General features: G+C 71.9%; 24 protein-coding genes and 1 pseudogene. 6 read left to right on the top strand and 19 right to left on the bottom strand.

What is annotated here, in order from left to right; genetic code table 11:
* From BLR02_RS20680 to BLR02_RS20660, 5 genes are all read right to left on the bottom strand, one after another.
* Positions 1–3264 (bottom strand): efflux RND transporter permease subunit, encoded by a 3264-nt coding sequence (locus BLR02_RS20680; protein WP_090664501.1) that lies wholly within the window; start codon positions 3262–3264, stop codon positions 1–3.
* Between the two features lie 12 nt (positions 3265–3276).
* On the bottom strand, positions 3277–4497 hold the full coding sequence (locus BLR02_RS20675; protein WP_090664500.1) for an efflux RND transporter periplasmic adaptor subunit: 1221 nt from the start codon (positions 4495–4497) through the stop codon (positions 3277–3279).
* Positions 4494–5834, bottom strand: a complete 1341-nt coding sequence (locus BLR02_RS20670) for a TolC family protein (protein ID WP_090664499.1) — start codon at positions 5832–5834, stop codon at positions 4494–4496. The genes BLR02_RS20675 and BLR02_RS20670 overlap by 4 nt, the downstream gene beginning before the upstream one ends.
* Before the next feature lie 84 nt (positions 5835–5918).
* The gene (locus BLR02_RS20665) at positions 5919–6230 is read right to left on the bottom strand and encodes a hypothetical protein (RefSeq protein ID WP_090664498.1); all 312 of its coding nucleotides are present in this window, start codon (positions 6228–6230) and stop codon (positions 5919–5921) included.
* Between the two features lie 50 nt (positions 6231–6280).
* Positions 6281–6670 (bottom strand): hypothetical protein, encoded by a 390-nt coding sequence (locus BLR02_RS20660; protein ID WP_090664497.1) that lies wholly within the window; start codon positions 6668–6670, stop codon positions 6281–6283.
* A gap of 190 nt (positions 6671–6860) precedes the next feature.
* Here BLR02_RS20660 and BLR02_RS20655 point away from each other — a divergent pair, with 190 nt between their 5' ends.
* A complete protein-coding gene (locus BLR02_RS20655; RefSeq protein ID WP_090561480.1) occupies positions 6861–9143 on the top strand; it encodes an NADP-dependent malic enzyme in 2283 nt (760 codons plus the stop codon).
* Positions 9144–9173: 30 nt separating this feature from the next.
* On the opposite strand, the gene BLR02_RS20650 is transcribed toward BLR02_RS20655, so the two are convergent.
* Entirely contained in the window at positions 9174–10145 is a 972-nt protein-coding gene (locus BLR02_RS20650) for a Bug family tripartite tricarboxylate transporter substrate binding protein (RefSeq protein WP_090561482.1), read from the bottom strand.
* A complete protein-coding gene (locus tag BLR02_RS20645; protein WP_090664496.1) occupies positions 10142–10615 on the bottom strand; it encodes a MaoC family dehydratase in 474 nt (157 codons plus the stop codon). The genes BLR02_RS20650 and BLR02_RS20645 overlap by 4 nt, the downstream gene beginning before the upstream one ends.
* A gap of 112 nt (positions 10616–10727) precedes the next feature.
* On the opposite strand from BLR02_RS20645, the gene BLR02_RS20640 reads away from it, so the two are divergent.
* The 4 genes from BLR02_RS20640 (at position 10728) to BLR02_RS20625 (ending at position 13808) form a co-directional block, all read left to right on the top strand.
* Entirely contained in the window at positions 10728–11024 is a 297-nt protein-coding gene (locus BLR02_RS20640; RefSeq protein ID WP_090664495.1) for a SemiSWEET family sugar transporter, read from the top strand.
* A gap of 49 nt (positions 11025–11073) precedes the next feature.
* Entirely contained in the window at positions 11074–12234 is a 1161-nt protein-coding gene (locus tag BLR02_RS20635; protein WP_090561487.1) for an MFS transporter, read from the top strand.
* A gap of 21 nt (positions 12235–12255) precedes the next feature.
* Positions 12256–12702 (top strand): MaoC family dehydratase, encoded by a 447-nt coding sequence (locus tag BLR02_RS20630; protein ID WP_090561489.1) that lies wholly within the window; start codon positions 12256–12258, stop codon positions 12700–12702.
* Between the two features lie 80 nt (positions 12703–12782).
* Positions 12783–13808, top strand: coding sequence for an alpha/beta hydrolase (locus tag BLR02_RS20625; protein ID WP_090664494.1), 1026 nt, complete (start codon positions 12783–12785; stop codon positions 13806–13808).
* A gap of 100 nt (positions 13809–13908) precedes the next feature.
* Here the strand turns inward: BLR02_RS20625 and BLR02_RS20620 are convergent, their stop codons facing one another.
* The 5 genes from BLR02_RS20620 to BLR02_RS20600 form a co-directional block, all read right to left on the bottom strand.
* Positions 13909–14889, bottom strand: coding sequence for a Bug family tripartite tricarboxylate transporter substrate binding protein (locus tag BLR02_RS20620; protein ID WP_176849714.1), 981 nt, complete (start codon positions 14887–14889; stop codon positions 13909–13911).
* Positions 14890–15020: 131 nt separating this feature from the next.
* On the bottom strand, positions 15021–15776 hold the full coding sequence (locus BLR02_RS20615; RefSeq protein WP_090664492.1) for a glycosyltransferase family 2 protein: 756 nt from the start codon (positions 15774–15776) through the stop codon (positions 15021–15023).
* Entirely contained in the window at positions 15773–17401 is a 1629-nt protein-coding gene (locus BLR02_RS20610; protein ID WP_090664491.1) for a hypothetical protein, read from the bottom strand. The genes BLR02_RS20615 and BLR02_RS20610 overlap by 4 nt, the downstream gene beginning before the upstream one ends.
* Positions 17398–17790 carry an HAD family hydrolase gene (locus BLR02_RS20605; RefSeq protein ID WP_090664547.1) on the bottom strand — a complete coding sequence of 131 codons (393 nt, stop codon included), beginning with the start codon at positions 17788–17790 and terminating at the stop codon, positions 17398–17400. The genes BLR02_RS20610 and BLR02_RS20605 overlap by 4 nt, the downstream gene beginning before the upstream one ends.
* Positions 17791–17860: 70 nt before the next feature.
* Positions 17861–18502: a glycosyltransferase family 32 protein gene (locus BLR02_RS20600; RefSeq protein ID WP_090664490.1), complete on the bottom strand. Its 642-nt coding sequence runs from the start codon at positions 18500–18502 to the stop codon at positions 17861–17863.
* Between the two features lie 127 nt (positions 18503–18629).
* Here BLR02_RS20600 and BLR02_RS20595 point away from each other — a divergent pair, with 127 nt between their 5' ends.
* The gene (locus tag BLR02_RS20595) at positions 18630–19988 is read left to right on the top strand and encodes an LLM class flavin-dependent oxidoreductase (RefSeq protein WP_218127354.1); all 1359 of its coding nucleotides are present in this window, start codon (positions 18630–18632) and stop codon (positions 19986–19988) included.
* Between the two features lie 145 nt (positions 19989–20133).
* Here the strand turns inward: BLR02_RS20595 and BLR02_RS20590 are convergent, their stop codons facing one another.
* From BLR02_RS20590 to BLR02_RS29680, 7 genes and pseudogenes are all read right to left on the bottom strand, one after another.
* Entirely contained in the window at positions 20134–21627 is a 1494-nt protein-coding gene (locus BLR02_RS20590; RefSeq protein ID WP_342670587.1) for a tripartite tricarboxylate transporter permease, read from the bottom strand.
* Positions 21628–21682: 55 nt separating this feature from the next.
* Positions 21683–22192: a tripartite tricarboxylate transporter TctB family protein gene (locus BLR02_RS20585; RefSeq protein WP_245704879.1), complete on the bottom strand. Its 510-nt coding sequence runs from the start codon at positions 22190–22192 to the stop codon at positions 21683–21685.
* A complete protein-coding gene (locus BLR02_RS20580; RefSeq protein ID WP_090664488.1) occupies positions 22189–23154 on the bottom strand; it encodes a Bug family tripartite tricarboxylate transporter substrate binding protein in 966 nt (321 codons plus the stop codon). Before BLR02_RS20580 ends, BLR02_RS20585 begins: the two co-directional genes overlap by 4 nt.
* Positions 23155–23222: 68 nt before the next feature.
* The gene (locus tag BLR02_RS20575) at positions 23223–23987 is read right to left on the bottom strand and encodes a SapC family protein (RefSeq protein ID WP_090664487.1); all 765 of its coding nucleotides are present in this window, start codon (positions 23985–23987) and stop codon (positions 23223–23225) included.
* A gap of 182 nt (positions 23988–24169) precedes the next feature.
* Positions 24170–25333 carry an alpha-amylase family protein gene (locus tag BLR02_RS20570; protein ID WP_090664486.1) on the bottom strand — a complete coding sequence of 388 codons (1164 nt, stop codon included), beginning with the start codon at positions 25331–25333 and terminating at the stop codon, positions 24170–24172.
* A 166-nt stretch (positions 25334–25499) separates the two neighbouring features.
* Complete coding sequence (gene hrcA / locus BLR02_RS20565; RefSeq protein ID WP_090664485.1) at positions 25500–26573, bottom strand: heat-inducible transcriptional repressor HrcA; 1074 nt, start codon at positions 26571–26573, stop codon at positions 25500–25502.
* Between the two features lie 70 nt (positions 26574–26643).
* Positions 26644–26880 (bottom strand): annotated as a pseudogene (locus BLR02_RS29680) (transposase); the annotation flags it as partial.

Genomic DNA, 26880 nt, shown 5'->3' with positions numbered 1-26880 from the left:
CTACGTCATGCCGGCGGCCGCGCCCTTCCTGCTGCTCGGCCTGACCTGCATCGCCGGGGCCTCGGCGCTGCCGAGCCGGGCATAGAGCGCCGGCAGCACCACCAGCGTCAGCAGCGTCGCGGTGACGAGGCCGCCGATGACGACCGTGGCGATCGGCTTCTGCACCTCGGCGCCCGGCCCGGTGGCCAGCGCCATCGGCACGAAGCCGAGCGAGGCGACGAGCGCCGTCATCACCACCGGCCGCAGCCGGTCCATCGCGCCCTGGCGGATCGCCGCCTCCCGGCCCAGCCCGGCGAGGCGCAGCTGGCGGACATGGGTCAGCATCACCAGCCCGTTCAGCACCGCGACGCCCGAGAGGGCGATGAAGCCCACCGCCGCCGAAACCGAGAGCGGCATGCCGCGCAGCCAGAGCAGGGCGATGCCGCCGGTCAGCGCCAGCGGCACCGCGCTGAACACCAGCAGCGCGTCGCGCGGCGAGCCGAGCGCCGTATAGAGCAGCAGGAAGATGAGGAAGAAGCAGCCGGGCACGACCACCATCAGCCGCTGCCGCGCCGCCGCCAGGTTCTCGAACTGCCCACCCCAGGTGATGGCATGGCCCGGCGGCAGCCGAACCTCCCGCGCCACCGCCGCCTCCGCCTCGGCGACGACCGAGGTGATGTCGCGGCCGCGGATATTGGCGGTGACGACGACGCGGCGCTGGCCGTTCTCGCGGCTGACCTGGTTCGGCCCCTCGGTCAGGCGGAAGGCGGCGAGGCTGCGCAGCGGCACGCTCGCCGCGCCCGCCCCTGCACCCGCCCCCTGGCTGCCCCCTCCGGGCAGGGCGACCGGCAGGTTGCGCAGCGCCTCGATATCGCTCCGCACCGCCTCCGGCAGGCGGACGACGATGGCGAAGCGGCGGTCGCCCTCGAAGATCCAGCCCGCCTCCCGCCCGCCGATCGCGGTGCCGATGACGTCCTGCACCGCGCTGAGGCTGAGCCCGCGCCGGGCGATCTCCGCCTTGTCGATGGTGATATCGAGGAAGGGCAGCCCGGCCACCTGCTCCACCCGCACGTCCTCGGCGCCGCGGATGCCGCGCAGCACGCTGGCGATCCGGTTGGCGGCCGCGAGCATCGGGCCGAATTCCTCGCCGAAGACCTTCACCGCAAGGTCGCCGCGCGTGCCCGCCAGCAGTTCGTTGAAGCGCATCTGGATGGGCTGGGTGAACTCGTAGTTGTTGCCGGGCAGGCGGGTGACGGCGGCCTCGATGCGCCGGACCAGCTCCGCCTTGGGCAGGGACGGGTCGGGCCACTGGTCGCGCGGCTTCAGGATGATGAAGGCATCGGAGACATTGGGCGGCATCGGGTCCGCCGCCACCTCGGCGGTGCCGGTCTTCGAGAAGATCACCGCCACCTCGGGGAAGCGCGACACCGTGCCCTCGACCTGCAGCTGCATCGCCTGCGACTGGCTGAGTGAGGTGGAGGGGATGCGCAGCGCATGCAGGGCGATATTGCCCTCGTCGAGCTGCGGGATGAATTCCGAGCCGAGCCGCCCGCCCAGCAGCAGGGCACCGAGGAAGAGCAGCGCCGCCGCGCCGATCACCGGCTCCGGCCGCCGCAGGGCGAGGCGGAGCGCCGGGGCATAGGCGCGCTTGAGGCCGCGGATGGGCCCGTTATCCCCCTCCCGCACCGGGCCGGTGACGGCCAGCGCGATCATCGCCGGGACAAAGGTAAGCGAGAGGATGAAGGCCATCGCCAGGGCCAGGATGACGGTGAGCGCCATCGGCGCGAACATCTTGCCTTCGACCCCCTGGAAGGCCAGCAGCGGCACATAGACCAGGATGATGATCGCCTGGCCGAAAACCGAGGGGCGGATCATCTCCCGCGCCGAGGCCGCCACCGTCTCCAGCCGTTCCTCGAGGCGCAGCGCGCGGCCGAGTGCCTGCTGCCGCTCCGCCAGGTGCCGCAGGCTGTTCTCTGCGATGATGACGGCGCCATCGACGATCAGCCCGAAATCGAGCGCACCGAGGCTCATCAGGTTGGCGCTGATGCCGCCCTCCAGCATTCCGGTCGCCGTCAGCAGCATCGTCACCGGGATGACCAGCGCGGTGACCACGGCGGCGCGCAGGTTGCCGAGCAGCAGGAACAGCACCACGACGACCAGCAGAGCGCCCTCGGCGAGGTTCCGCGCCACGGTGCGGATCGTCGCGTCCACCAGCTCCGTCCGGTTGAGCACCGTCCGCAGCTGCACGCCGGGCGGCAGGGTGCGGCCGATCCCGGCCAGACGCGCGGTCACCGCCGTAGCGACGGTGCGGCTGTTCTCGCCGATCAGCATCAGCGCGGTGCCGACCACCGCCTCCCGCCCGCCCGCGCTGGCGCTGCCCGTCCGCAGCTCCCGCCCGGTCTCGACGCGGGCGATGTCGCCGACGCGCACCGGCACGCCCTCGCGCGTCGCCACGACGACGGCGCGGATATCCTCGAGCGTCTCCAGCCGCCCGCCGGAGCGGACGACATAGCCCTCGCCGCCGCGTTCGAGATAGGCGGCGCCGCGGCTGGCATTGTTGCGCTCCAGCGCCTCGGCGATGTCGGCGAAGGAGAGGCCGAGGCCGATCAGCCGCGCCGGGTCGGGCTGCACATGGTACTGCTTGACGATGCCGCCGATGGAATCGACGCCGGCGACGCCCGGCAAGTGGCGCAGCTGCGGCCGGATCACCCAGTCCTGCAGCGTGCGCAGATAGGCGGTGCGCTCCAGCTCGGTCGAGAGGCGCCCACCCTCCGGCGTGAGGTAGCCGCCATCCGCCTGCCAGCCGGGGCGGCCCTCGCGCGCCACGTCGCCCTCGCGCCGGGGCGCCCAGTCCAGCGTCCACATGGTGATCTCGCCGAGCCCGGTGGAGATCGGCCCCATGCGCGGCTCGACCTCGGGCGGCAACAGCTCCCGCGCCTCGGTCAGCCGCTCGAGCACCTGCTGCCGGGCGTAGTAGATGTCCACCTCGTCGCGGAAGATGGCGACGACCTGGCTGAAGCCGTTGCGCGACAGCGAGCGGGTGGATTGCAGGCCACGGATGCCGGCCAGCGCCGTCTCCACCGGGAAGGTCACCTGCTTCTCCACCTCGATGGGCGAGAGGGCCGGCGCCAGCGTGTTGATCTGCACCTGGTTGTTGGTGATGTCCGGCACCGCGTCGACCGGCAGCGACTGCAAGGCGCGCAGGCCGAAGCCCGCGGCGGCGGCGACCAGCAGGACCACCAGCCAGCGCTGGCGGACGGCGAAGTCGAGGATGGGGGCGATCATCGTCCGGCGGTCCTAATGCGCATGCTCGGCTTCGGCCTTGCCGAGCTCGGCCTTGAGGATGAAGCTGTTGGTCGCGGCATAGGGCTCCTGCGCATCGAGGCCGAAGACCAGCTCCACCGCCTCCTGGTCGCCACGGCCCAGCACCACCTCGCGCCGCTCGAATCCCTCCGGCGTGCGGACGAAGACCACGCTCTCGCCCTCGATCTGCTGCACCGCCGTGCGCGGGACCATGATATCGACCGGCTGTTCGGCGGCCGCGACCTCGGCGGTGACGAAGCCACCGGGGCGGAGCTGGCCCGCCGGGTTGGGCACCTCCACCACCGCGCGGGCCGAGCGCGTCTCCGGGTCGAGCACCGGGCTGAGGAAGACGATGCGGCCCTCGCCGCGCGGCTCCGCCCCGTCCCGCAGCCGTACCGCCATCCCGTCCTGGACGAAGGCGAGGTCGGCCGGCGGCACCGCGACCTCGACCCAGACGGTGGACAGGTCGGCCAGGGTATAGACCTCCGCCTCGGCCGAGACCGCGTCGCCCAGCATCTTCGGCCGGGCGGTGATACGGCCGGCGATCGGCGCCCGGACCTCCTGGCGGCGCAGCGCCTCGATGGGCTGGCGTGGCAGGGCCTCCACCTCGGCCTGGCCGAGGCCGATGGCGGCCAGCTTCTGCCGGGCCAGGTCGAGGCGGATCTGCGCCTCCTGCCAGTCGGTCCGCGCCTTGAGGAAATCCTGCTCCGCGGAGACCCGGCGCTGCCACAGCCTCTGCTCGCGCTCGAAGGTCAGGCGGGCCAGCTCGGTGGTACGCAGCGCGGCGAGGTAGTCGCCCTTGAGGGTGGCTATCTCCGCGCTCTCCACCACCGCCAGCACCTCGCCCGCCGCGACGCTCTCGCCGAGCCGCCGGTGGAGCGCGGCGACGATCCCCGCCACCCGGGCGGGGACATGGGCAAGCCGGTCGGCATTCGCCGTGACGGTGCCGGGCAGGGCGATGCGGCGGGCCACCATGCCGGGCCCGGCCTCGGCGATGGCGATGCCGCTGGCGGCGATCTGCGCCTCGGTCATGCGGATGGCACCCTCGGGCACCTCGTCCCCATGGGCCTCGCCTGGGCCATGGTCATGACCGGGTGCGGCGGGGGGCGAGGCGGGGCCGAGCGCGGCGCGCAGGCTCTCCGGCAGGCCGGGCACCAGCACCGCCACGACGATGGCGAGGACGGCTCCGGCGAGGAAGGCGGCGAGGGATCTCATGGCGTCGGCCTCCCGGCGGGCTCGGCTGCGCGGCCGCGCAGCCGGACGATGTCGGCCCGCACCTGCTGCACCTCCAGCAGCGCGGCGTTGTGCTGCTCGCGCGCATCGATCAGCACGCGCTGGGCGTCCAGCACCTCCAGCAGTGAGAATTTGCCGGCGGCATAGCCCTCCCGCGCCGCGCCGGCTGCCTCCCGTGCCGCGGGCAGCACGGTGCGGCGCAGCGAGTCGGCGGCGCGCCAGGCCTGGTCCAGCCGCCGCTCGGATTCCGCCAGCGAGGCGTCCAGGTAGAGCCGTCCGCGCTCGGCCTCGGCCTCGGCCCGGTTCAGTTCGGCGCCGGCGCGCAGGATATTGCCCTGGTTGCGGTCGAAGACCGGCAGCGGCACCCGCAGGCCGAGCAGGAAGGCGGTGTCGCCCCCGGCCTCGCGGAAGCGGCGCATCCCGGCGCCGACCGCGATATCCGGGATGGCGTTGCGCCGCTGCAGGTCCAGCTCGGCCCGCCGCTGCCCGATCAGCGCATCGAGCCGCGCGCGGTCGAGCTGGCCGGGCGGCAGGGCGGCGGCCCGGCCCGGCTCCGGCCGCGGGCCGATCTCGTCGAACCAGGCCGCGCGCGCCGGGGCGACCTCCACTGCCGGCGCTGCCAGCAGCACGGCGAGGCCGCGCGCGGCCGATGCCGCCTCGCGCTCCGCCCGGTCGAGGAATACCGTCGCGGTCTCCCGGTCCACCTCGGCGCGACGCTGCTGCACCGGGGCCTCCCGCCCGGCCTCGACGCGGGCACGGGTGGCGCGCAGCACCTCATCGGCCAGGCGCTGCCGCTCGCGGGCGATGTCGACGGCGCGCGCCCGCGCCACCGCCGCGGCGAGGGCCTGGACAACCTCCCGCGCCAGGTCGAGCCGCACCGCCTCCACATCCAGCCCGGTCAGGGCAACGGCGCGGCCGGCTGCCTCGATCCGCGCCTGGCGCTTGCCGCCGGTCTCGATGCGCTGCGACAGGCCGTAGGTGGTCTCCAGCGAGCGGATGCCGCCATAGCCGCCGCTGCCGCCGATATTTTCCGCCTCGACGGAGAATTCGGGATTGGGCCGCAGCCCGGCGGTTACCCGGTCGCCCTGGGCGGCGCGGCGCCCCGCCTCGGCGCTCCGCAGGATCGGGGCGCGGGCGAGCGCCAGCTCCACCGCCCGTTCCGGGGATGGGACCAGGAGGGCGCCGCCCGATTCGGGCGCCGCTTGCGCCACCCGGCGCCGGGCCGGGCCCTCCGCCTCGGCGGCAGGCATGGTGAGGAGGATAAGGGCCGCCGCGCCCAGCAGCGCGAGCGGAGGGGAGGGACGGAATCGTTCTGGCATGGCACCCGGAGCGGACGGAACGCGAGACAGGCCGCGCCTCCGCGGCCTGGCCGGGAGGGAGCGGCTCGGATGGCTCTGGTTCGGTCAGCCCCTTGGCGGGCGCGCCGGCGGTTCCGCCCCGAGCGAGGCAGGAGGGGGCGGACCATGGGCCGGGCCCAGGGCGAGGCGCCGCATCGCCGGGACAGGTTCAGCCGGGCCGGCCAGCCGGTCCGCCGATTGGCAGGCGCAATGCGCCCCGGCATGGGCGAGGGCATGCGGGCGGGCCGCCGCGCCATCCTCGGCGAGGCCGGCGGCGACGATGGAGCCAGACCCCGCCGGGCCGGCCCCAGCGCCCTCGGCGAAGGGCGGGACGAGCAGGCTGGCCAGCAGCAGGGCAAGGGCGAGCAGGCGGTGCATCGCCGCCCGTACTCCCCTCCTGCTGCCCCGCCGCATCGCCATGCCCGGCCTCAGCGCGCCGGGTCGATGGCGAAGCGCCCGGTGCCGAGCTCGCCGGCCGGGCCGCGCAGGGCGACCGTCGCGCGAAACTTGCCGTCCACCGGGAAATCGACCGGCGCGACGAGGCGGTTGGCGCCGGCGGGACGGAATTCGAGGCTGCGGCGCTCATTGCCGCGGGCGAGGACGGTGGCGGTCGCGCCGAAGCCGGTGGTGTCCACCGGCTGGTCCTTCTCGTCACGGATGGTCAGGGTCGCCTGGGTGCCACGGACCACCAGCTCGACCTCGTGGCGGCCGATCTTCACCTCGTTGCCGCTATGGGCATGGCCGTGGTTCTGCGCCCGGAGGGTGGCGGGCGCCAGGATGGCGGTCAGCGCCGATGCGGTCAGGACCCGTCGCCGCACGTGGCCTCTCCTTCCTGCGTCATCCCAGCCCCGGACTGCCCGGTGGCCTCGGTCCATGGTGTAGAACCTTCCGGCGGCGGCAAGGCAAGCGGAAGTATCATGTCCGATTGCATCATGTCATGACGGACCCGCCTCCGTTGGGCTCCGCCGTGGCTTCGGCTAGACTGGCCGGGGACGAAGGGGACCCAGCATGGACGAGGATTTCCGCAAGGCCGCGCTCGACTACCACCGCCATCCGCGGCCCGGAAAGCTGGCGATCGAGCCGACCAAGCGCATGGCGACGCAGCGCGACCTGGGCCTTGCCTATTCCCCCGGCGTCGCCGCGGCCTGCGAGGAGATCGCCGCCAACCCCGACGCGGCCTGGGACTACACGACGCGCGGCAACATGGTCGCCGTCATCTCGAACGGCACGGCCGTGCTCGGGCTGGGTGCCATCGGCGCCCTCGCCTCGAAGCCGGTGATGGAGGGCAAGGCCGTGCTCTTCAAGAAATTCGCCGGCATCGACTCCATCGACATCGAGGTGGAGGAGCGGGACCCCAAGAAGCTGATCGAGGTCATCGCCGCCCTCGAGCCCTCCTTCGGCGCCATCAACCTCGAGGACATCAAGGCCCCCGAATGCTTCGAGGTGGAGAGCCGGCTGCGCGAGCGCATGCGCATCCCCGTCTTCCATGACGACCAGCACGGCACGGCCATCATCGTCGCCGCCGCCATCCGCAACGGCCTGCTGCTGCAGGGCAAGCGGATCGAGGAGGTGAAGCTCGTCAACACCGGCGGCGGCGCGGCGGCGCTCGCCTGCCTCGACCTGCTCGTCGCCATGGGCCTCCGGCGCGAGAACATCACGGTCTGCGACATCGCCGGCGTCGTCTACGAAGGCCGTGCCGAGCAGATGGACCCCTTCAAGGCCCGCTACGCCCGCCGCACCGATGCCCGCAGGCTGGAGGAGGTGCTGGAGGGTGCCGACATCTTCCTCGGCCTCTCCGCCCCGCGTGTGCTGAAGGCGGAATGGCTGTCGAAGCTTGGCCCGAAGCCCCTGGTGCTGGCGCTCGCCAACCCGGAGCCGGAGATCCTGCCCGAGGCCGTCCGCGCCGCCCGGCCGGACGCCATCGTGGCCACGGGGCGGACGGACTACCCGAACCAGGTCAACAACGTCCTCTGCTTCCCCTTCATCTTCCGTGGCGCCCTCGATGTCGGTGCCACCACCATCAACGAGGCGATGAAGGTCGCGGCAGCGGATGCCATCGCCGCGCTCGCCCGCGTCGAGGCGAGCGAGGTGGTGGCCGCGGCCTATGGCGGCCATGCGCCGGTCTTCGGCCCCGACTACATCATCCCGAAACCCTTCGACCCGCGCCTCATCCTCGAGGTCGCCCCCGCCGTCGCCCGCGCCGCCATGGAGAGCGGCGTCGCCCGCCGCCCCATCACCGATTTCGCCCATTACCGGCGCGATCTGGAGCGCTTTGTCTTCCGCTCCGGCAACCTGATGCGGCCGATGTTCGAGGCGGCCAAGGGCAACCCGCGCCGCGTCGCCTATGCCGAGGGCGAGGATGAGCGGGTGCTGCGCGCGGTGCAGACCGTCCTCGATGACGGCATCGCCGAGCCGGTGCTGATCGGCCGCCGCGCGATAATCGAGGAGAAGGCCCGCGCCATGGGCCTCCGGATGGATTTCTCGGAATCCGTCCGCGTCCTCGATCCCGATGCGGATGAGGCGGTCTTTGCCCCGCTGCTGCCGCGCTACCAGGCCAAGGTCGGCCGGCGCGGGGTGCCGCCCGAGGCCGCCACCCGTCGCCTCCGCACCGATCCGAATGTCGCGGCCGCCATGCTGCTGGAGGCCGGCCTCGTCGATGCGGCGCTGATCGGCGGCAGCGGCAACTGGATGGACCAGTGGCACGATGCCTATTCGATTATCGGCAAGCGGCCGGACGTGGCGCGGGTCTATGCCCTCTCGGCCGTCATCGTCTCCGGCGTCACGTTGTTCTTCGTCGACACGCATCTGCTGGTCGAGCCGACGCCGGAGCAGGTGGCGGAGATGACGCTGCTCGCCGCCGATCAGGTGGAGGCCTTCGGCATCACGCCCAAGGTGGCGCTGCTCAGCCACTCCTCCTTCGGCGCCTCCAACGCCCCTTCGGCGCGGGTGATGCGCCAGGCCCTGCCGCTGATCCGCACCCGCTCGCCCGGCCTCGAGGTGGATGGCGAGATGCATGCCGACGCGGCGCTGGTGCCGGCCATCCGGGCCCGCGCCGTGCCCGATTCGCCGCTGACCGACACCGCCAACCTGCTGGTCTTCCCGAACCTCGATTCGGCCAATATCAGCTTCAACCTGGTGAAGGCGGCGGCCGATGGGCTGCAACTCGGCCCGATGCTGCTGGGGATGAAGCGGCCGGTGCATGTGCTGGTCGCCAGCGTCACCGCCCGCGGCATCCTCAACATGACGGCGCTGGCGGTGCACCAGGCGAACGGGCTGCGCGCGGAGGCCTGACAGCGCGGGTCGGCGGCCGCGCGCCGCCGCCTAATCCGCCGTCGCGCCGCTATCGGCGACGACCTTGGTCCAGAGGCCGATCTCGGATTGGAGATAGGCGGCATAATCCGCCGCGCTGCCGCCGGTCGGCTTCGCGCCCTGGGCGGCGAGGCGGGCGCGCACATCCGGGTCGGCCAGCGCCGCGGCCACCGCGGCGTTCAGCCGGGCGATGGCGGCGGGCGGCGCCTTCGCCGGGGCGAGGATGCCCTGCCAGGCGCCGAGGTCGAAGCCCGCCGGGGTCAGCCCGGCCTCCGCCATGGCCGGCACCTCGGGCAGCAGGGGCGAGCGTTCGGCGCTGGAGACGGCGATGGCGCGGACGCGGCCCTCCTGGATCAGGGGCAGGGCCGTCACCACCGTGTCGGAGGTGAATTGCACATTGCCCGCCGCCGCATCGGTCAGCGCCGCCGCCGTGCCGCGATAGGGCACATGCACCGCATCGCCACCAATGTGGCGCAGCACCAGGAAGGTGACGAGGTGCGAGATATTGCCGACCCCGCCCGAGGAGTAGCTGAGCTTGCCGGGGTTGGCGCGCAGCCAGTCGATGAACTCGCGCGGGCTGCGCGGCGGCGCGGCCGGGTTCACCACCAGCGCCAAGGGTGAGGCGGCGGTGAGCGAGACCGGCGTGAGGTCCTTCAGCAGATCGTAGCTCAGCTTGCGGTAGAGCGCCCGGCTGATGACGATGGAGGAGGTGTTGTAGAGCACGGTGTAGCCATCCGGCTCGGCCTTCGCCACGGCCTCGGCGGCGATGTTGCCGTTGGCACCGCCACGGTTCTCCACCACCATGGGCTGGCCGAGCTCGCGGCCCATGCGCTCGGCGAGGATGCGCGCCACCACATCGGTCGGGCCGCCGGGCGGGAAGGCCACCACCATCCGTACCGGCCGGTCGGGGAAATTGCCCTGGGCCAGCGCCGGCGCGGCAAGGCCGGTGGCGCCGAGCGCCAGGAGGTAGCGGCGTGCGATCATGGTGTGCTTTCTCCCCGGAGCAGCCTGGTCACGTCGTAGTCCATCACCGCCTCGTCCCGCTGGTTCCGCACGCGGACCGCGCAGGCGACGACGGCCCGGCCGCCCGTGCTGGTCGGACGGATGGCGGTGACCTCGACCTCGGCATGGATGGTGTCGCCGACGCGCACCGGCGCCAGCGGGCGGATATGGGTCTCGAGCAGGGCGAGGCCGGTGCCATGCACCATGCCCCGCAGCAGCAGGCCCTCGATCAACGCATGGGTCAGCGCCCCCGGCACCGGCCGCGGCCCGAGCGCCCCGGTATGGGTCGCATCGACGAAGAGCGGCTCCTGCATGCCGGTCAGCGCCACGAAGCCCATCAGGTCGTGTTCGGTGACGGTGCGGCCGAAGCTGCGGAAGCGCTGGCCGACCGCCAATTGCTGCCAGACCAGCCCGAGCCCGAGCAGCGGCGCCTTGTCCCGTGCATCCGGCATGGTTCGTTTCTCCCGAGGCTGCAGGCTCGGCGGCAAAGCCGCCGCTGTCAACGGAACCCGGAACCCCGGCCGCCGGTTAGGACGCGATGCCTGCAGCCGGAGGGATTGCTCCATGGATGCCGCCCACCTCATTGGCGGATTGGCCACCCTTGCCTCGACCACGAGCTTCCTGCCGCAGGCCTGGAAGGTGATCCGCACCCGTGACACGCAGGCCATCTCCACCCGCATGTACAGCGTCACCGTCGTCGGCTTCGCGCTGTGGCTGACCTATGGCTGGCTGCTCGGGCAGTGGCCGCTGATTCTGACGAACAGCATCTGCCTCGCACTCTCGGCCTTCATCCTGGTGATGAAGCTGCTGCCGCGGCACCGGAAGGAAGCCGTGGCGGCAGCGCTCGACCCGACCGGCTAGCCCGGCTGGCTTGACGCGGCGCGGCCGGCGGCCCCCTATCGCCGGACCCATGCCGCCCGCCATCCCGATCACCCTCCTTGCCCTTGCGGGCTTCACCACCGGCGCGGGCATGCGGATGCTCGATCCGCTGCTGCCGGCCATCGCCGCGGCCTTCGGCGTGACCGTCGCGCATGCGGCGGCCGTGGTCGCCGCCTTCGTGTTGCCCTATGGGCTGGTGCAGCTCGTCGCCGGGCCGCTCGGCGACCGGCTTGGCAAGGTGCGGATCGCCTGCGGGGCGGTGCTGCTCTTCGGCCTGGGCCTGGTAGCCAGCGCCTTCGCCACCGGCCTGCCGGGACTGATCGCGCTGCGCGCCTGGAGCGGCTGCTTCGCCGGCGCCGTCATCCCGCTGCTGATGGCGCATATCGCCGACAGCGTCCCCTATGCCGAACGCCAGGTGGCGATCAGCCGCTTCCTCACCGGCATGGTGATGGCGCAGCTCCTCGCCGGCCCCGTCTCCGGCATGGTGGCGGAGGCGGTGGACTGGCGGCTGCCCTTCCTGTTGCTCGGCGCGCTGGCGCTGACGGTGAGCGGCGTGCTCGCCTGGCGGCTCGGCGCCAGCCTCTGGCGCCGGCCGGAGGGCGCGACGGGCGGCCGGGGCATGGGCGCCTATCTCGACCTGCTGCGGAAGCCCTCCGGCCGCTGGCTCATGGGCCTCGCCTTCTTCGACGGCTTCTGGCTCTTCGGCGGCGCCTTCCCCTTCGTCGGCTCCTTCCTCATCGAGGGCTTCGGCCGCAACGCGGCGGAGGCGGGGCTGATCGTCGCCGGCTTCGGCCTCGGCGCCTTCGCCTATACCCGCATGGCGCGGCCGCTGCTGGCGCGGTTCGGCGAACGCGGCCTGCTGATTGTCGGCGGCGGCAGCATCGCCGTGGCGCTCGGCCTGCTGGCGGTGGCGCCGGCCTGGCCGGTGGTGGCTGCCCTGCAGGTGGTGATGGGCCTCGCCTTCTACATGTTCCATGGCGTTCTGCAGACCCGGGCGACCGAAGCCCTGCCGGAGGCGCGGGGCACCGCGGTCGGCGCCTTCGCCCTTGCCCTTTTCCTCGGGCAGAGCGCCGGGTCGCTGGCCTTCGGCCTGGCACTGGTGGCCATCGATTATCGTGGTGCCTTCGCCCTGGCGGGCTGCGGCGTGGTGGCGCTGGCGCTGGCGGCGAGGGCAAACTCGCCCCGCGGCTGAAGTGGGCAGGGAGTGGGACGGATGCAGGAGCGGTATCTCGAGGACTTCACGCCGGGCGAGGTCTTCCACTCCCCCACCCTGACGGTGACCGCCGAGGCGATCATCGCCTATGCGCGCGAGTACGATCCGCAGCCCTTCCACCTGGATGACGCGGCGGCGCGCAGCACCTTCTTCGGCGGGCTGGCCGCCAGCGGCTGGCACACCGCGGCGATGACGATGAAGTTGCTGGTCGCCAGCGAATTCCGCCCCGTGGGCGGGATCATCGGCGGCGGGATGGAGGAGATGCGCTGGCCGCGCCCGGTGCGGCCGGGCGACGTGCTGCGCGTCGAGGCCGAGGTGCTGGAGGTGCGGCCGAGCCGTTCCAGGCCGCAGCAGGGGCTGCTCCGGGCGCGCTGCACCACCTTCAACCAGGATGGCGAGGCGGTGCAGGTGATCCTGCCGAATCTGGTGGTGCCGCGCCGCCCCTGATCCATCGCAGCTGCGAGAAGAATTGTTGATTCCGCCGCGCCTCCCATGTTTCCATCACATTCATGGGATATCACACATTCTTGTGGCTAGCCCTGACGCTGGCCCTTGCCGCCCCGGCTGCCGCCGAGCCCGCCTCCGTCCTGGATGTGGCCGCGGTGCCGCATCTGGGCGCCGAGGGCCGCGCCGATTACGGCCGTTTCCTGCAACAGGGGACGCCTCGCGTCTTCGCTCTCAGCCCGACCGGCGCCTGGGGCTGGGCTGCCGCACAGCCTGACCTTCCCACCACCGAGGCTCGCGCCGTTGCTCTCTGTGCGCAATGGGTCGGCCAGGCCGGCGCCGATGGCGGCTGCCAGGTCTATGCGCGGGACCTCGCCGTGGTCTGGCCGGGACAGGAAGGCGCGCCGCCGGTGGCGCCGGCACGGCCGGTGCAGGGCGGGCCCGGCTGGTCGCTGGTGCCGGATGGCCGCTTCCTCTGGAAGGGACCGGAGACGGCGCGCGGCGCCTATGTCTGGGCGCATGGCCGTGCCGCCGGCGGGCAGGACAGCCGCGGCAGCCAGCCCCAGCCGCATGTCCGCCTGTTCAACAATGCCGGTTGGGACGTGCTGCGCTTCGACCGCGACCCGGCACTGGACGAGACCGAGACCGCCGCCGCCTGGCTGCATGGCGCATTGCGGGTATTGCGCGCGAAGGGCTACCAGCGCGTGGTCGTCGGCGGGCAGTCGCGCGGTGCCTGGAACGCGCTGCAGGCGCTGGACGAGCCGGGGCTGGTCGATGGCGTGGTGGCCGTCGCCCCGGCCGCGCATGGCCCGCGCGGCAGCCCGGCCTGGGGCTGGGCGGTGGCGGAGCTGCGCGAGGTGCTGGAGCGCGCCCGCAACCCGGCCGCCCGGGTCGCCGTCGCCACCTTCGAGAGCGATGAGTACGACCCGGACCCGGAGGCCCGCGCCCGCCTCTTCCGGGCCTTCGGCCAGCGGGTGAAGGAGCTGCTCTTCCTCGACCGCCCGACCGGCCTCGCCGGCCATGGTGGCGGCTCCGACCCCGCCTTCACCGATCGCTATGCTCCCTGCCTGCTTGATTTCATCGAGGGCCGGCCGGGGCAATGCGGCTAGACCCTCATCCGCGATCCGGTAACCGCGGATCAGGGTCCAGCTTGATATCAGGCCGCGTGGTTCACGCCTCCGACCGTTCCAGCCTGCGGCGATCGCGCTCTCAGTCCAGCTTGATCCCCGCGCTGCGCACCACCTCGCCCCAGCGCTGATACTCGGCCTCGAGGTGGCGGGCGAAGTCGGCGGTGCCCTGGGGCGCCGGCTCGATGCTGAAGCTCCGCAGGCGCTCGCGGATCTCGGGCGTGGCGAAACCTTCAAGGACCGCCGCCGCCACCCGCTCGATGATCGGGGCCGGGGTGCCGGCCGGCGCCTGGACGCCCCACCAGATCATGGCGGAGAAGCCGGGCAGGTCGGCCGCCTCCGCCACCGTCGGCACCTCCGGCGCGGAATACCAGCGCTCCGGGCTGGTGATGGCGAGCAGCTTCAGCTTGCCCTCGCGCGCCTGCTGCACATAGGCGGGCAGGTTGTCGCAGGCGAGGTCGAGCCGCCCGGCCAGCAGATCGGTCATCAGCGGTCCTGTGCCGCGATAGGGCACGTGCTGCATGCTGATGCCCGCGGTGCGGTTCAGCGATTCGGCGATGAGATGGCCCGAGGTCCCGTTGCCTGGGCTGCCATAGACGAGGCCGCCGGGGCGCGAGCGCGCCAGGTCCAGCGCCTCCTTCAAGGTCGCCACCGGCAGGTCGGCGCGGGCGACGACGCAGTTCGGCGTGTGGCAGGTCCGCGCCACCGGCACCAGGTCCTTCAGCGGGTCGTAGCCCAGCCGGGGATAGAGATGCGGCCCCATGGTGGTGGCGCTGATCGTGGCGATCAGCAGCGTGTAGCCATCCGGATCGGACCGCGCCGCGGCCTCGGCGCCGATATTGCCGCCGGCGCCGCCCCGGTTCTCCGCCACCACCGGCTGGCCGATGCGTGCGCCGATGACCGCCGCCGTGGTGCGGCCCACGGCATCGGTCGAGGCGCCGGGCGGGAAGGGGATGATCATCCGCACCGGCCGGTTCGGCCAGGGGCCGGACTGGGCGCGAAGCAATCGGGGCGTGGCGAGCAGCGGCAAGGCGCCCAGCCAGGCGCGGCGTGCAATGGTCATGCGATCCTCAGCAACCGGTTGATGGTTGCAAGGATTGCTGCAATCGGCATGCCGCTGCCAGGGCCGGCGCGAGGGGCGGCGCCGGCGCATGCTTGATGCCGTCCGTCGTTCCGGCCCTCGGCGAGCCTGCGCTAGCCCGGCAGCGGGGCGGCGTCGCGGCGGGCGAGGAAGGCGTCGTATTCCGCCGGCACTCCGCAGAACACCACCGCCTCGGCCGGGATCAGGTCGTAGCGGATATCGGCGCCCTCAACGATCAGCAGGTTGTACATGGGTGCGACATAGAGCTCCTTCAGCCCGAGCCGCGCCGCGCCGCCACCGGCGAAATCGGCATAGGCGCCGAGATACTGCCCCGCGCTGCGGAAGTGGTAGAGGCCGGTGCAGCAGAGGTCGGAGATCGGCACCTTCTCCGTTGTCTCCGCGACGCGGTCGGAGCCGGGGGCAGCCGGCCGCACATAGGACCAGTTGGCGCCGCTGCCGCGGAACACCTCGAGATAGCCATCCACCGCCGCCGGGTCGAAGCCGGTGGGGAAATGGAAGCCGGGGCGGAAGGTGTCGATGTTGAAGATCGTCACCGGTGCGGCGGCATCGACCATGCCGCGCTGCAGGCCGAGCGCCACCGTCTCCGCCTGGCCGCCAGTCGGCGCATCGAGCACGACGCCCCGCATGTCACGGATGCCGAGGCGGTGGCATTCGGCGGCGACGAAGTCGGGCGTGCCGGCGACGTCGCGGTAGATGAAGAGGAAGGGCAGGCTCTCGAAACAGGCGGCGAAGCTGGCGACGGCATGGGCGAACAGGCTCCGTCCATGGGCCTCCAGCATGTATTTCGGCCGGTCATACCCGGCTTCGGTGAAGCGCCGGCTGAGGCCGGCCATCGGGATGACGATCATGCCGCGAGCGTCCAGCCGCGCCGCCCGGCGTCGAGCCGGAGGAAGAGCCGCATCGCATTGGCGAGGAAGGCGTCCTGACGGTCCGGGTCATCGGCATGCAGCGGCAGCATCGAAAGGAAGAGCAGCACGCAGATCGCAGGCGCCGCGCCCTCCTCCAGCGTCAACCCGGCGAAGCGGCGCGGCAGGAACTCCTCCTCGACGGCGCGCAGCGCGGGCTCCTCCGGCAGGTCGAGCGAGAGGTCGAGCGCGCCATGCCGGGCCAGCCGGTAATAGCCCGCGACGATATGGTCGTACCGCCCCACCACCGAGTGGTGCAGCTTGCCGAGATCGTAGCGGAGATCGCCGAAGGGCGTCAGCGCGCCCTGGCTGTCGAGCCCGCGCGGGTCGATGACGCGCACCAGCTCGGCACGCGAATCATAGAGGATGTTGCTGAAGCAGAAATCGCCATGCACCAGGGTAAGGTGCCGCGCTTCCGCCACCGGCACGGCCGAGGCCGCCATCGCCGCCATGCGCTCGAGCGAGGGCAGCCAGGCGCCGCCCAGGCGGCAGGGCGCGGTGAGGTCGAGGCCGCGCGCGCGGGCGAAGCCCTCGAGCCGCTCCATCGTCTTCTCGGCATAGAGCGCGCGCGTCGTCCCGGCCGTCTCCGCCGGGGCAGGCTCGGCGGCGCAGGCGGCCAGGAACTCGTCGCAGGCCTCGAAGATGCGGCCCCAGCGCCGCCGCGGCAGCCGGCCGAAGACGAAGAGGTCGGTCAGCGTCGGCAGGTGCAGGTACTCGAGGGCGTAGCGCGTCGCCCCCTCCGTCACGGAGAGGCCGAGGAAGGCCGGCATGTGGATGCGCATCGGTGGCGGCAGCGCCTCGAACCAGCGGCCCTCGGCCTCGATCTTGCGGGGGTTGTTGCCCGACTTGACCATGGTGCGGCGCGTCGGGTCGAGGCGATTGAACTCCCGCTCCGTCGTCATCCGCCGGCGGGACTGGTGGTAGGTGGCGGCATGGCCGAAATCGAGCCACTCCGCCGCCCGCACCGTCCGCAGCGGCCGTTGCGCGGCATACTCCCCGAGACCGGCCAGGAAATCGCCGCCACGCCGCGTCACCGATTGCACGAGGAGGGCGGTGTCGGCGAAGGAGAAATAGCCGGAGAGCACCGGGCCCGCGGCCTCCTCGTCACCCTTGGTGCTGCCCTGCCTCGCCTCGATCAGCCGGCCACCCTCCTCCCGCACCCAGCCCCAGCGATAGCCCGGCGGCGCATCGTCCACGCTGATGGTGTCGCCTGCCGACCAGTCGAGGCCGCGCAGCAGCGTATCGCCGTGCAGGACGGCCACCTCGCCAACCGAGCTGGCGGTGACGTTGATGACATAGACGATCGACTGGCCGAGCGAGAGGCCGGCGGGCACGTTCACCAGCTCGATCCCGAGGCGGGAGAGCAGGGCGAGGTCCACCGCATCGGGCACGAAGCCATCGGGCAGCGAGAGGATGATGCGCTCCGCCGTGCCGGCCAGCTCCGCCTGCTGGCGGACGAAGAGGCGCCGGTTGCCGATGGGCAGGAAGGAGGGCGGGATGCGCCCGAATTCGGCCTCGAGCTCCGGGTCGGGATAGGCGCCCGAGGCGATGATGCAGGTCCGGCTCATGCGCCACCGTCGGACTGGCCCTCGCGGGCGAGCAGGGCAAGGACGCCTTCGTAGCCGAGGGCCAGGAATTCGGAGGGCCGCACCGCCTTGTCGTCGATGTAGAAACCCTCGGTGCCGCACCACGGCTTGCCGACATGCACCTCGTCGAAGGGGATGTCGTGGCGGGTCAGCCAGTCGAGGATCACCGGCAGGGTCCGGGCATTGATGCGGCCTATGTTGTTGGCATGGGTCCGCATGTTCCGCGCCGTGGCGACCACGATCTCGAACCCGGCCGCGCGGTAGTCGCGCAACCGGGCGACCAGCGCCTCGTTCGGGCGCTTCGCCTCATAGGGGACGCCCGGCTCATCGATGGTGAGCGTTCCGTCCAGGTCGACGACCAGTCTCTTCATGCCGGCAGGATACATGCCGGGGGCGGGTCTCAACCACTGCCACGGCAGCGGGGACGGCATTTCTTCGCGGTCAGCGATAGAGGCTCTCGGCCTGTTCCCGCTGCGACCAGTGCTGCCCGGGGCGGTTGTAGGAGGCCTGGCGCAGGTCGAACCGCTCCTCCCAGGCGGTTTCGGGCAGCAGGTGCGAATCGGCCCCCGCCAGACCCGCCGCCGAATCGAAGAGGCCGGAGCCGGTGAGGGCGATGACCGAGCCCTGCCGGCGCGCGATGACATTCCCGACCGCCTCGGCCAGTAGCCGCCCGATGACGGGGTGGCGTGGTGCGGCGCCGAAGAGGCGATTGGTGAGCCGCGCCCGCCGGTCGCCGGGATGGTCGGCGACGAGTACCAGATCGGCCTCGGCCAGGTCGCCGAGGCAGGGCCCGCGCGGCACCACCCGCAGATCCGCCCACCAGCCGCCCTCGAGGAAGACGATGGCAAGGCGCGCCAGGTCGGCCTGCATGGCCGGCAGCCGGCAGGCATGGATCGCATCCACCGCCGCGGCCTGCCCCTCGGCTGCCAGCAGCGCCAGGGCAGCGGGCAGGTTCCAGATCCGATGCGCGATGCCGGGGTGGTGGCGGGCCCAGAGCCCGCAGCCTTCCAGGATATCGGGCGGCGGGGCTCCGCCCGCGCCGGCCGGATCGATGAACAGCTGATGCACCCTGTTGGGGATCATCGGAACCCTCCGCCCGGCCCTGCATGGGCGAGGCTAGCGCGCGGGCCGGACCGGCGAAACCACTGGCCGGCATTGACCTCGGCCGGGGTGGGGGTGAGGCTCACGGCAATCACGGAGGAAACGGCCCATGCGCCAGATGCATCTCGTTGGCTTCCTGCAGGCGCAGAACTGCACCAACCTCGCCTCGTCCTGGCGGCATCCCGAGAGCCGGACGGATTTCCTGCGCGCCGACTACTACCAGGAGATCGGGCGCATCCTCGAGGCCGGCAAATTCGACCTGGCCTTCTTCGACGACCGCCTCTCCATGCCGGACCGCTTCGGCTCCGACCACCACCACACGATCGAGCACGGCATCCGCTGCGTGAAGCTCGACCCGGTGGTGGTGCTGACGATGATGGCGGCCGCGACCCGGCGCCTCGGCCTCGGCTCCACCGCCTCCACCACCTATTTCGAGCCCTATCACGTCGCCCGCTGCTTCCAGACGCTCGACCTGATGAGCGACGGCCGCGCCGCCTGGAACATCGTCACCTCGCTGAATGACGGCGAGGCGGCGAATATGGGCCATGCCGAGATGATGGCGCATGACGCGCGCTACGACCGTGCCGACGAATTCGTCGAGGTCGTGCTCGGCCATTGGGATGCGTGGGAGGATGACGCGCTGATCGTCGACAAGGCGAGCGGCCGCTTCGGCGACGGCAACAAGGTGCACCGGCTGGACTACAAGGGCCGCTTCCTGCAATCCCGCGGCCCCTTCACCGTGCCGCGCTCGCCGCAGGGGCGGCCGGTGATGATCCAGGCCGGCAGCAGCGGCCGCGGCAAGAAATTCTCCGCACGCTGGGCGGAACTGGTCTTCGTCGCCTACCACGACATCGCCTCCGGCCGGCGCGACTACGACGCCTTCAAGGCCATGATCGCCGCCACCGGCCGCGACCCCGCCTCGGTGAAGGTGGCGACGCTCTGCAACCCGATCTGTGCCGCGACGCGGGCCGAGGCGGAGGACCGGGCGGCGCTGATCGAGAAGCTGCCGCTCGAGATCGACGCGCTGTCCCTGCTCTCCGAGGCGCTGAATTTCGACTTCGCCAGCAAGGGCATGGACGAGCCCTTCTCCGACGAGGAGATGGCCAGCATCCAGGGCCTGCAGGCGATCCGCGACCGCGTGGTGGAGGCGACAGGGAAGAAGAACCCGACGGTACGCGACTTCATCACCGGCAGCGGGCGCGGCCGGCCGAAGATGGACATGGTCGGCGGCCCGAAGGAGGTGGCCGACAAGCTGGAGGCCTGGTTCGAGGGAGGCGCCTGCGACGGCTTCGTCATCTCCGCAACCCACGTCCCCGGCACCTATGCCGAGTTTGTTCAGTTCATCGTCCCGGAGCTGCAGCGCCGCGGCTTGTTCCGCAAGGACTATACGGGCCCGACCCTGCGCGACCATCTCGGCCTGCAGCGCGCGGTGCGGGGCGACTGGCAGATGCAACACGCCGCGCAGTAGCCCTGGAGGATCGGCACGCTGGCCGCCGGTCTGCCGACTGGAGGGCTGCCACGCGGCCTGGCCCGCCAGCCCGCTCGGGGCCGGTGCGCCGCGCCATCGGCCGGCCGCGGCCTGCGACGGGGCGGTCCGGGCGCCGGGTGCGCGGTCAGCCGCTCCTGATCGCGCGGTAGAGCCGCGGCCCGACCAGCGCCGTCGCCGCCAGCAGCAGGATGACCAGCGAGACCGGGCGGGTGGCGAAGGTCGTCCAGTCGCCCTCGCTGATGGTCAGCGCCTGGCGCATCGCCTGCTCCGCCATCGGCCCGAGGATCATGCCGATGACCACCGGCGCCGTCGGGAAGTCGAAGCGCCGCATGAACATGCCGATGATGCCGATGACATAGAGCAGCACGAGATCGGTCACGCTGTTGCTGATGCCGTAGGTGCCGATGGTGGCGAAGACCAGGATGCCGGCATAGAGCTGCGGCTGGGGCACCTTCAGGATGCGGGCCCAGAGCCCGACCAGCGGCAGGTTCAGCACCACCAGCATGATGTTGGCGATGTAGAGGCTGGCGATCAGCGTCCAGACCAGCACGCCCTGCTGCTCGAACAGCAGGGGCCCCGGGTTGATGCCGTAGCTCTGGAAGGCGCTCAGCATGATCGCTGCGGTCGCCGAGGTCGGCAGGCCGAGGGTGAGCATCGGCACCAGGATGCCGGCGGCGGCGGCGTTGTTGGCTGCTTCCGGGCCGGCGACGCCCTCGATGGCGCCGGTGGTGCCGAATTCCTTGGCATGCTCCGGCTTCACCAGCTTCCGCTCGGCATAGTAGCTGAGCATGGTCGGCATCTCGGTGCCGCCCGCCGGCATGACGCCGAAGGGGAAGCCGAGCAGCGAGCCGCGGAACCAGGGGCCGATGCTGCGCCGCCAGTCCTCGCGCGACATCATGATGCTGCCGACCTGGCGCACCTGCGGCGCCTCGTTCGTGTGCCGCCAGGCCATGTAGAGCGTCTCGCCGACGGCGAACAGCGCGACGGCGACGAGGACCACGTTCACGCCGTCCAGCAGTTCCGGCACGCCGAGCGTCATGCGCGGCTGGCCGGTCTGCAGGTCGATGCCGACGAGGCCGAGCAGCAGGCCGAAGAAGAGGCTGGTGAGGCCCCGCAGCGCCGAGCCGCCGAGCACCGCCGAGACGGTGACGAAGCAGAGCACCATCAGCGAGAAATACTCGGCCGGGCCGAGCCTCAGCGCGAGGTCGACGACGACAGGGCCGAGGAAGCTGATGCCGAGCGTGCCGATGGTGCCGGCGATGAAGCTGCCGATGGCGGCGGTCGCCAGCGCCGGGCCGGCACGGCCGTTCCGCGCCATCTTCGCCCCTTCGAGCGCGGTGATGATGGAGCCCGACTCGCCTGGCGTGTTCAGCAGGATCGAGGTGGTGGAGCCGCCATACATCGCGCCGTAGAAGACGCCGCAGAACAGGATGAAGGCGCCCGTCGCCTCGACCTTGAAGGTGATCGGCAGCAGCAGCGCGATGGTCAGCGCCGGGCCGATGCCGGGCAGCACGCCGATCGCGGTGCCGAGGAAGCAGCCGAGCAGCGCCCAGCCGAGATTGCCGAGCGTCAGCGCGTTGGCGAAGCCGAGTTGCAGGCCGGCGATGCTGTCCATCATCGGCGTCCTGCCCGTGAAACGGCGAAGCCGTGGAACGGATAAGCAGGCCGCATGATCAGATTACCTCCTGGCCGAGGGCACGCAGCACCAGCCCTTCGAGTATGCCCGCGCCGATGTTGACGCCGAGCAGCTCGACAAAGAGGAACCAGACCAGCAGGGTCAGCACCAGCGCCAGCACCAGGTCGCGCAGCAGGCGGCGCGAGCCGAAGGCCGCCGCCACCAGCACAAATTGCGCGCTGGCGGCGATGGAGAAGCCGAGCGGGCCGATCAGCACGAGGTTGGCCGCGAGCCCCGCCAGCAGCAGGCCGAGCGAGCGCCAGTTGGTCGGCGGCGCCTCGCGCACCTCATCCAATGCATGCGACCAACCGCCGCGCAGCGCCGTCGCCATCAGCCCGGCGCCGAGCGCGAAGAGCCCGGCCGAGACCACATAGGGCACCGCCTTCGGCCCGACCTGGGCGTAGATCGGCGAGGCCGGGATGACGCTCGTCTGCCAGAGCGCGAGCGCACCGAGCAACAGGACGAAGCCGCCGACCGCGAGGTCGGGGCCGGCGCCGCGCCGGGTCACGCGAGCCCGATCTCCTTCAGCACCGCCTCGGTCTGCGTCACGTCCTGAGCGAGGAAGGCGCTGAAGGCCTCGCCGGTGAGGAAGGCATCCGCCCATTCCCGCGTCTTCAGCATCTCCGTCCAGGCCGGCAGCGCGTGGATCTCCGTCATCAGCGCGACCAGCTTGTCGCGGGCATCGGGGCGGATGCCGGGCGGGGCGAAGACGCCGCGCCAATTGGTCATCACCACGTCGACGCCGCTCTCCTTCAGCGTCGGGATGGACGGGTCGAGGCGCTGCCCGCCCGTGGTGGCGAGCGCACGCATGCGGCCGGACTTGATCTGCTCGGCGAACTCCGAATAGCCGGAGATGCCGGCCTTCACCTGCGCGCCGAGGATCGCGGCCTGGGCCGGGCCGCCGCCGGCGAAGGCGACGTAGGAGCCTTCCTTCGCCGAGCGGCCGAGCGCCTTCAGGATGAGGCCGAGGGTGATGTGGTCCGTCCCGCCCGCCGAGCCGCCGGCGACGGAGGTGCCGCCGGGATTGGCCTTCAAGGCGTCGAACAGGCCCTTGATGTCCTTGATCTCGGAACTTGCGGGCACGACGACGACGCCGGCCTCCTCGGTCATCCGCGCGACGGGCGTGAGGTCCTTCATGCCGACCGGCGTCTTGTTGGTCAGCGTCGCGCCGACCATGATGGAGCCGGTGACCATCAGCGCATCCGGCCGGCCGCGCCGCTGGCCGACGAAGCGCGGCAGCCCGACCGAGCCGCCGGCGCCGCCGACATTCTCGAACTGGAAGCTGCCGACGAGGCCCGCCTGCCGCGCGACCTGCTCGATGGCCCGGCCGAGCCCGTCCCAGCCCCCGCCCGGCCCGGCGGGGATGAACATGTAGAGGCTGGCGAGGCGCTGCTGCGCCCCTGCATCGCCGGCGATGGCGGCGGCGAGGAGGCCGGCAGTGGCGGCCAGCAGGTGACGGCGTCCGGACATGGCTTCTCCCTTGGGTTTCCCCTTGGTCCCTGCCGTGTCTCTACTCCCGCCCCCGGATGGCCGTCCATCTACCCCCTGATGTCGCGCGCCAGCTCCGGGATGCCGCCGATCGAGAGGAGGTGGGCATAGATCACCTCGAGCCAGCCGCGGTCGCGCAGCTCGGCCAGCTGCTCGGGTGGCAGGGCGGCGAGACTCGGCCGGTCCACGGCGAAGAACCCGTCGATGCGGAGCGGCTTGCCATGCTGCTCGAACTGCACGACCGAGGATTTCAGCAGGCCGAGCTCCGCCAGGTGTTGCGTCATCGTCCGCGTGCGCAGCATCGCCTCCTCGACCGCCCTGGTGAAGGCGAAGGCGCGCTCGAGCTGCGGCGCCGGCTTGCCTTCGGGGGTGAAGAGCGGCTCGCCGGCCGTCTCGCTCACCTGCGGTGCGGCCGGGTCGATGCAGAGCGCGAGCTCCTCCGAATCAGGAGCGGTGCGCAGCAGGAAGAAGGGATAGCGGCGCAGATAGGCCGGCACATAGGCGCCGATCTTCCAGGCCCCGCCGCCGTCGACGAAGAGGTTGGTCCCGGCGGCGAGGCCGGTCAGCACGACCGGCATATGCGGCGCCTGGGCGGCGAAGACGATGGGCAGGCTGCGTGCTGCGATGGTGAATTCCTCGGCCGCCAGCGGCACCGCGCTGGCGCCGGAGGCGAAGCCATAGCCGGCGTCGCGCAGGCGGAGCGCGGCATGCCGGTCCGCGGTCAGCCCCTCGAGCGAGCGGTAGAGCGGCGGCAGTTGCGGCGCGCCCTCGGCGGCGCCGTTCGCAACGGCGAGGTCAGCTGGGCTGTCGGACATGGGGTAGGCTCCTTCGACGGGGCCGTGCCCCGTACCATAACGGTTCTGCGGGCGGCCCGCAGGGCCCGGGCCTGGCGGGGGAGCCCCGGCGGTGGCTGCCAGCCTCGCCGGCCTTGGCAAGGGTGGCCCGGATTTCCGACCGCATCCCGAGGCGGCCCGGCCGGGGAGGCTTGCTGGCCCCCTCAGGCCGCGGCTTCCGACCGCTCGCCGAAGAACTCGGCGAAGTCCTGCTGCTGCCGGCGCAGCTCCCGCGCCAGCGGGGCATGGACCGGGCGGCGGCCATTTCGGGGCTCCATCTCGAGGAGGCCGTTCGGGCAGTAGCGGTCATTGTCCCAGCCCGGATGGCTGAGGACGGGGTAGAGGCAGATGCCCTCCACCGGCACGCCGGCGCGGATGGCCTCGCGCACCTCCTCGGCGACGTAGCGCAGCCAGAGGGCGCGGCGGTCGCCCTCGATGCTGGTCTCGGCGACGAAGATGGGCCGCTGGAAATGCGCGTACACCTTGGCCAGCAGCTCGCGCAGCGGCACCCAGCGCTCGTCGAAGACCGAGAGCGGGGCGGCGTCGCGGCCCTCATGCAGCCACCACTGGTTGTTCCAGTAGAAATTCACCCCGATGGCGTCGAGCACATCCTCGCTGCCGCCGAGCTCCGGGGCCTGCCGGCCGAGCAGCATGTCCCAGGCTTCCCACATGCCGGCGTTGCGCGCCTCGGAGGGGGCGATGTCCTCCACCACATGGGGACGGCCGACGGTGTTGATCAGCGGCTCCACCGCGAAGACGCGGGTGCCGGGCACGGCCTGGCGCATGGCGCGCGTCGCGGCCAGGGTCGCGGCCACGGCCTGGCGCTTCACCTCCGGCCCGCGGCCGCGGGTGCAGGGGTTGAAATGCCCGGTCTCGCCGCCGGCCCAGGCGAGGAAGGAGATCTCGTTCAGCGGGCAGAGGGTCGGCGCCTGGCCGGTCTCGGCGCGGGCCAGCTCGGCGAAGCGCACCGCGTATTCGGCGAAGCGCGAGACGAAGTCGGGCGAGAAGAAGTCCAGCCAGTCCGGCCAGCCGTAATGGCACAGGTCCCAGACCACCTGGGTGCCGGTGCGGGATGCCGCCTGCAGCATGGGCTGCACGGGCGACCAGTCATACTGGCCGGGGCCGGCAGCCTGGACGAGGTGCCAGCGCACGCCGTCCCGCACCGCCCGGATGCCGTGCTCGGCGACCTGCCGGTAATCCTCCTCGGCCAGGAGGTCATGTCGTGTCGCGGCGATCAGGTCCAGTCGGCGGCCATCATTGCGGCGATGCGTCGAGCATTCGAAGCCGCCCAGAAAGAAGCTGCGGAAGAGGCTGGGTCGGAAGGTCACGATCGGGTTCGTCCCTTGTGGCGGGGCAGATCGCCGCCGATGGGGCTGCCGGGGCGCGCAAGGTGTCGCATGGACGCCTTGCCCACTCCTTGATGCCCGCCCTGGCGGAACCGATGCCACAAAGCCTGGATGGCGCCTCCGTTCCCCCGGCCATGCGCCTGCCGGATCATCCCAGCAGCCGACCGATCACCCTCGCTGTATAGTCCACCACGGGAATCACCCGCCCGTAATTGATGCGCGTCGGGCCGATGACGCCGATGGCGCCCACGATCCGCTCCTGCCCGTTGCGGAAGGGGGCGACGACCATGGAAAGCCCGGCACTGTCGAAGAGGCCGCTCTCGGCGCCGATGAAGATCTGCACCCCCTGGCCGCGCTGGGCTAGGTCGAGCAGGCGCAGCACCGTCTCCTGCGCCTCCAGCCGCTCGAACAGCGCCTGGATCTCGCCGAGGCGCGCCGCCTGGTCGAGATTCTGCAGCAGCTTCGCCTGGCCACGGATGATCAGGCTGCCGCCGCCGCCGCCGGTCCAGGTGGCGAGGCCGGATTCGACAACCTGGTTGGTCAGCGCGTCGAGCGCGGTGCGGTTGGCGGAGATCTCGTCGGAGACCTGCAGCCGTGCCTCGTCGAGCGAGCGTCCGGCAAGGCGCGCATTCAGGTAGTTGCTCGCCTGGGTGAGCGCCGAGGGGGGCAGGCCCGGGGGCACGTCGATCACCCGGTTCTCGACCCGGCCATCGGCGGTGACCAGCACCACCAGGGCGCGGCCGGGGCCGAGGCCGACGAATTCGATGTGGCGGACCGTGCCCTCCGATTTGGGGGCGACCACGAGGCCGGCGGCCCCGGCGAGGCCGGAGAGCATCTGCCCCGCCTCGCCCAGCGTCTCCTGCATGGACCGGCCGGAGGCGGCGCAGCGGGCGGCGATCTCGCCCCGCTCCTCCTCGCTGAGGTCGCCGAATTCCAGCAGCCCGTCGACGAAGAGGCGCAGCCCGCGCTCGGTCGGCAGGCGGCCGGCCGAGGTATGCGGCGCATAGAGCAGCCCGGCCTCCTCCAGATCCGCCATGACGTTGCGGATGGAGGCGGGTGAGAGGCCGAGGGGCAGGCGGCGTGAGAGGGTGCGCGAGCCTACCGGCTCCCCGGTCGTCACATAGATCTCGACCAGTTCACGCAGGATGGTGGCGGCACGGTTGTCGAGGCCGGCCAGGGTGCTGCCGACGGCCGCCCCGAGCGGCATCTTCGGCGGATACATCAATGGTTTGAGCCCTTGTACATCCCATGATCAAGGTAGGGAGGGGGGATGGCCTGCGTCAATGTGGCCCTCATGCCGGCTCCATCCAACGTGTGATGCGGGCGCGGCCGCCGGCCATGCGGTGCATCGAGTGCAAGGTTCGCCAGACGATGCGGGGCGGGTACCAGGGGCGGGCGAGGAAGCTCTCGGCGAAGCGGCGGAAGATGGGGCGGTAGATTTCGGACAAATCCGGGTCGGGGAGGAGTTGGGAGGGCGCGGGCAGGGCGGAGAACAGGCCGAGGCGGCGGGCGAGGACGATGGCGTGCAG

The sequence above is a fragment of the Belnapia rosea genome, assembly GCF_900101615.1.
Taxonomy (GTDB): domain Bacteria; phylum Pseudomonadota; class Alphaproteobacteria; order Acetobacterales; family Acetobacteraceae; genus Belnapia; species Belnapia rosea.
This window is presented reverse-complemented; position numbering and strand designations above follow the sequence as displayed.

Coding starts and splice junctions, on each gene's coding strand:
- BLR02_RS20680 (WP_090664501.1), bottom strand. CDS start 3,264: ATGATCGCCCCCATCCTCGACTTCGCCGTCCGCCAGCGCTGGCTGGTG.
- BLR02_RS20675 (WP_090664500.1), bottom strand. CDS start 4,497: ATGAGATCCCTCGCCGCCTTCCTCGCCGGAGCCGTCCTCGCCATCGTC.
- BLR02_RS20670 (WP_090664499.1), bottom strand. CDS start 5,834: ATGCCAGAACGATTCCGTCCCTCCCCTCCGCTCGCGCTGCTGGGCGCG.
- BLR02_RS20665 (WP_090664498.1), bottom strand. CDS start 6,230: ATGCACCGCCTGCTCGCCCTTGCCCTGCTGCTGGCCAGCCTGCTCGTC.
- BLR02_RS20655 (WP_090561480.1), top strand. CDS start 6,861: ATGGACGAGGATTTCCGCAAGGCCGCGCTCGACTACCACCGCCATCCG.
- BLR02_RS20650 (WP_090561482.1), bottom strand. CDS start 10,145: ATGATCGCACGCCGCTACCTCCTGGCGCTCGGCGCCACCGGCCTTGCC.
- BLR02_RS20645 (WP_090664496.1), bottom strand. CDS start 10,615: ATGCCGGATGCACGGGACAAGGCGCCGCTGCTCGGGCTCGGGCTGGTC.
- BLR02_RS20640 (WP_090664495.1), top strand. CDS start 10,728: ATGGATGCCGCCCACCTCATTGGCGGATTGGCCACCCTTGCCTCGACC.
- BLR02_RS20635 (WP_090561487.1), top strand. CDS start 11,074: ATGCCGCCCGCCATCCCGATCACCCTCCTTGCCCTTGCGGGCTTCACC.
- BLR02_RS20630 (WP_090561489.1), top strand. CDS start 12,256: ATGCAGGAGCGGTATCTCGAGGACTTCACGCCGGGCGAGGTCTTCCAC.
- BLR02_RS20620 (WP_176849714.1), bottom strand. CDS start 14,889: ATGACCATTGCACGCCGCGCCTGGCTGGGCGCCTTGCCGCTGCTCGCC.
- BLR02_RS20615 (WP_090664492.1), bottom strand. CDS start 15,776: ATGATCGTCATCCCGATGGCCGGCCTCAGCCGGCGCTTCACCGAAGCC.
- BLR02_RS20610 (WP_090664491.1), bottom strand. CDS start 17,401: ATGAGCCGGACCTGCATCATCGCCTCGGGCGCCTATCCCGACCCGGAG.
- BLR02_RS20605 (WP_090664547.1), bottom strand. CDS start 17,790: ATGAAGAGACTGGTCGTCGACCTGGACGGAACGCTCACCATCGATGAG.
- BLR02_RS20600 (WP_090664490.1), bottom strand. CDS start 18,502: ATGATCCCCAACAGGGTGCATCAGCTGTTCATCGATCCGGCCGGCGCG.
- BLR02_RS20595 (WP_218127354.1), top strand. CDS start 18,630: ATGCGCCAGATGCATCTCGTTGGCTTCCTGCAGGCGCAGAACTGCACC.
- BLR02_RS20590 (WP_342670587.1), bottom strand. CDS start 21,627: ATGATGGACAGCATCGCCGGCCTGCAACTCGGCTTCGCCAACGCGCTG.
- BLR02_RS20580 (WP_090664488.1), bottom strand. CDS start 23,154: ATGTCCGGACGCCGTCACCTGCTGGCCGCCACTGCCGGCCTCCTCGCC.
- BLR02_RS20575 (WP_090664487.1), bottom strand. CDS start 23,987: ATGTCCGACAGCCCAGCTGACCTCGCCGTTGCGAACGGCGCCGCCGAG.
- hrcA (WP_090664485.1), bottom strand. CDS start 26,573: ATGTATCCGCCGAAGATGCCGCTCGGGGCGGCCGTCGGCAGCACCCTG.